Genomic DNA, 3,792 nt, shown 5'->3' on the forward strand with positions numbered 1-3,792 from the left:
CCGGTTGACGTTGAAGTGGACGACGTCGCCGTTCTTGCGCGTCCGCACCTCGTGCGCCAGACCGCCCAGCCAGGCCAGGTCGTCCGACTCGTACAACGCGATGCCGTCCTCGCGGGACAGCCGCTCACCGGAGCGGACCTTCTCCTCCAGCTCGCGCTTGAGCCCAGCGTCCATGGCCGGGAACCTCCTCGGTCAGTGCCTCGTGGCACACGTAGTGGGTCCGAGCACGCGCAGCACGTTGCTCGTCTGCGGCCCCGGAACGGAACGAACTCCCGCGGACCGTGGACCGGCCGTCCCGCCCAGGGACGGCCGGGCGGGACGGATCGCAGCCGCACCAGCCGGCGGTCGCGTCGAAACCGTCCGGCCGCAGCCCGCGGAACCGGCCGACGTGCCGGATGCCACGGGCCCCGGCCGGACGACGGGGCATCGACACCGCGCCGAGTGGGGCCCTCCCATCCTTACGGAGGGCAGTCTGGGGAAAACCCCATACCCGCAACGGGTTTGCTGGGGGCGACGGCCCCGTACCGCCCGGCACATCCCCGGCCGAACGGCAGACAAGGAAGCCACCGCCCATGACGTCACCGCTGACCCTGGCGCACTCCCCGTGCCCCAACGACACGTTCGTCTTCCACGCCTGGACGGAGGGGCTGCTCCCCGGCGCCCCCGAGGTGCGGCTCACCTTCGCCGACATCGACGTCACCAACGGCATGGCCGCGCGCGGCGAACTGGACGTGCTGAAGATCTCCTACGGAGCCCTGCCGCACGTCCTGGACAACTACGCCCTGCTGCCGTGCGGCGGCGCCCTCGGACACGGCTGCGGTCCGCTCGTCCTGTCCGCCGGGCCCGCGGAGCCCGGCGCACTGGCCGGAGCCCGGATCGCCGTCCCCAGCACCAGCTCCACGGCCTACCTGCTGTTCCGGCTGTGGGCCGCCGAAGCCGTCCCGGGCGGCGTCGGCGACATCACCGTCCTGCCGTTCCACGAGATCATGCCGGCCGTCCGCGCCGGCCGTGTCGACGCCGGCCTGGTCATCCACGAGGCGCGCTTCACCTATGACCGCTACGGCCTGCACCGCGTGGCCGACATGGGCGAGGAATGGGAGAAGCGGACGGGCCTGCCGATCCCCCTCGGCGCCATTGTCGCCCGCCGCGCCCTCGGGGAGCCCCTCCTGCACCGGATCGCCGAGACCGTGCGGTCCTCGCTCCGCGCCGCCCGGCACACCCCCACCGCCTCCCGCGGCTACGTCCTCGAGCACGCCCAGGAGATGGAGCCGGACGTCGTCGACCAGCACATCGACCTCTACGTCAACGAGTTCACGGTCGAACTCGGACAGGACGGCCTGCACGCCGTCCGCACCCTGCTGGACCGCTCCGCGCGGCTGGGTCTGCTCCCCCCACTGCCGGCCGGAGCGCTGGCAGTGACCGGACGCCTGTGAGGCGCGGCCCCACGCCGCACGACCCGCCGCGCGAGGCACTGGTGACCGGGACCCGAGCGGTCGGGCCTCGGACGGCCGGGACCGGACAGTCCAGCGTCCGGCGGTGGGGGGGCGAGCGGTCGGGCCTCCGACGGTCGGGACCCGGGTGGTCGGCGGACGGGCCTCCGACGGTCGGGACCCGAAGCGCGCCGGGGCGGGGCGGCCGGGGCCGGCCGGCCCGAGGCCGCGTGGACGACGACGGGCCGCCGCAGGCCAGGAGGACCCGCACGCGCCCGGAAACCACCCGGCAACGCTAGAAGTTCTCTTAGAGCACCCGGTCAGCACTCCGGAACCGTCCCGGACCGTCCCCATAATCGCCCTGGAGGACGGCCCGGCACCGGGAGCGCCAGGGCCGCCCACCCCGAGGGAACCGGCCGCCGAGCCCGCCCTCACCGGCCCCGGCCCTCCACGGTGCCGGGGCCGACACCGATGGCCCGTGCCCCACCGGCGAGCCGCCGCGCCCGCCGCCGAAGGGAGACCGATCCGTGAGCTCCGTGAGCGACGACAGGCTTCGCGACTTCCTGACCCGAGTCTCCAGCGATCTCCAGCGCACCCGCGCCCGGCTGCGCCAGGTCGAGGCCAAGGCAACGGAACCCATCGCCGTCGTCTCCATGAGCTGCCGCTACCCCGGCGGAGTACGCACCCCCGAAGACCTGTGGCACCTCGTCGACACCGGCACGGACGGCATCTCCGGCTTCCCCGACGACCGGGGCTGGGACCTGGACGCCCTCTTCCACCCCGACCCCGCCCACCCCGGGACCTGCTACACGCGCGAAGGGGGCTTCCTGCACGACGCCGCCGACTTCGACCCCGCCTTCTTCGGCATGTCCCCCCGCGAGGCACTGGCCACCGACCCCCAGCAGCGACTGCTGCTCGAACTGACCTGGGAGGCCCTCGAACGCGCCGGACTGCGCCCTTCGGACCTGCGCGGCAGCGCCACCGGGGTGTTCGCCGGCGTCATGTACAACGACTACGCCACCCGCTTCCCCGAGCCGCCCGCCGGGGTCGAGGGCCACCTCGGCAACGGCAGCGCGGCCAGCATCGCCTCCGGCCGCATCTCCTACACGTTCGGCTTCGAAGGCCCGGCCCTGACCGTCGACACCGCCTGTTCCTCCTCCCTCGTCGCCCTGCACCTGGCCGTCCAGGCCCTGCGTGCCGAGGAGTGCGACCTCGCCCTGGCCGGCGGCGTCGCCGTCATGTCCACCCCCGTCACCTTCCTGGAGTTCAGCCGGCAGCGCGGACTCGCGCCGGACGGGCGCTGCAAGTCCTTCGCCGAGGCGACCGACGGCACCGGCTGGGGCGAAGGCGCCGGCCTGGTCCTGCTCGAACGGCTTTCCGACGCCCGCCGCAACGGCCACCGGGTCCTCGCCCTCATCCGCGGCTCGGCCGTCAACCAGGACGGCGCGAGCAGCGGCCTCACCGCCCCCAACGGCCCCGCACAGCAACGCGTCATCCGCGCCGCGCTGGCCTCCGCCGGCCTCACCCCGGCCGACGTCGACGCCGTCGAGGCACACGGCACCGGCACCACCCTGGGCGACCCCATCGAGGCACAGGCCCTGCTCGCCACGTACGGCCAGAACCGCCCCGCGGACCGGCCCCTGTGGCTGGGCTCCCTCAAGTCGAACATCGGCCACACCCAGGCCGCGGCCGGCGTCGGCGGCGTCATCAAGATGATCCAGGCCCTGCGTCACGAACGCCTGCCGCGCACCCTGCACGTCGACGTCCCCACCACCAAGGTCGACTGGACCGAGGGCGACGTACGCCTGCTCACCGAACCGGTCGCCTGGGCACGGGGTGACCGACCGCGCCGTACCGGCGTGTCCGCGTTCGGCGTCTCCGGCACCAACGCCCACGTCATCCTGGAGGAGGCCCCGCCCGCCGACCCGGACGGCGACACTGCCACCGCGCCGGGCGACGACACGGTCAGCGGCCGGTCCGCCGCCCGGACGTCGCCGGTGCTGCCGTGGATCCTCTCCGCGCGCACCGCCGACTCCCTCAAGGCGCAGGCCCGCGCCCTCCTGACCCACGTCGGGACCCACCCCGACGCGGACGACCCGGCCATCGCCCACACCCTGGCCACCGCGCGCACCCACTTCGAACACCGCGCCGTTGTGCTCGGCACCGGCAGGGACGCCCTCCTCGCCGGTCTGCGCGGCATCGGCACCGGTGAGTCCGCCCCGGACACCGTGACCGGCACCGCACGCCGCGGCGGCAAGGTCGCCTTCCTGTTCTCGGGTCAGGGTGCGCAGCGTCCTGGTATGGGGCGTGAGCTGTACGAGGCGTTCCCGGTGTTCGCCGAGGCTTTCGACGCGGTCTGCGT

2 protein-coding genes and 1 pseudogene are annotated in these 3,792 nt (G+C 74.2%); 2 read left to right on the forward strand and 1 reads right to left on the reverse strand.

Going from position 1 to position 3,792, the window contains the following annotated elements:
- Window positions 1-174: pseudogene (locus ACIBBD_RS38710) on the reverse strand (aminofutalosine synthase MqnE); the annotation flags it as partial.
- Between the two features lie 398 nt (window positions 175-572).
- Between ACIBBD_RS38710 and ACIBBD_RS38715 the strand changes: the two are divergent.
- Both ACIBBD_RS38715 and ACIBBD_RS38720 read left to right on the forward strand, forming a co-directional pair.
- Entirely contained in the window at window positions 573-1,433 is an 861-nt protein-coding gene (locus ACIBBD_RS38715; RefSeq protein ID WP_399424709.1) for a 1,4-dihydroxy-6-naphthoate synthase, read from the forward strand.
- Window positions 1,434-1,966: 533 nt separating this feature from the next.
- Window positions 1,967-3,792: type I polyketide synthase (locus tag ACIBBD_RS38720; protein ID WP_399424711.1), on the forward strand; the 1,826-nt coding region annotated here is incomplete at its 3' end.

The sequence above is a fragment of the Streptomyces sp. NPDC051315 genome, from assembly GCF_044455165.1.
GTDB lineage: Bacteria > Actinomycetota > Actinomycetes > Streptomycetales > Streptomycetaceae > Streptomyces.

Bases quoted from the DNA above. Each gene is read 5' to 3' on its own strand.
- ACIBBD_RS38715 (WP_399424709.1), top strand. From the start codon at position 573: ATGACGTCACCGCTGACCCTGGCGCACTCCCCGTGCCCCAACGACACG.